The sequence below is a fragment of the Amycolatopsis sp. SID8362 genome, assembly GCF_010550475.1.
Lineage (GTDB): Bacteria > Actinomycetota > Actinomycetes > Mycobacteriales > Pseudonocardiaceae > Amycolatopsis > Amycolatopsis eburnea.
Genome location: NZ_JAAGNB010001814.1, coordinates 1 through 243, shown reverse-complemented (window position 1 = coordinate 243; position 243 = coordinate 1). Strand labels below are relative to the sequence as shown.

Below are 243 nucleotides of genomic sequence, written 5' to 3'. Positions count from 1 at the left end.
AAGGTCGACGCGGCGTGGCACCTGCACGAACTCGCGCCCGAGCTGTCCGCGTTCGTCGTGTTCACGTCGGTGTTCGGCGTGCTCGGCAACGGCGGCCAGGGTGCCTACACCGCCGCCAACGCGGCCCTCGACGACCTCGTCCGCACCCGCGCCGCCGCCGGGCTGCCGGCTCGCGCGATCGCCTGGGGACCGTGGGCGCGGGAAAGCGGCATGACCGGCACGCTGTCCGAAGCCGCCCTGCGG

General features: G+C 74.9%; 1 protein-coding gene. It reads left to right on the top strand.

Going from position 1 to position 243, the window contains the following annotated elements:
• Positions 1-243: KR domain-containing protein (locus tag G3I65_RS55015; protein WP_160704446.1), on the top strand; the 243-nt coding region annotated here is incomplete at both ends.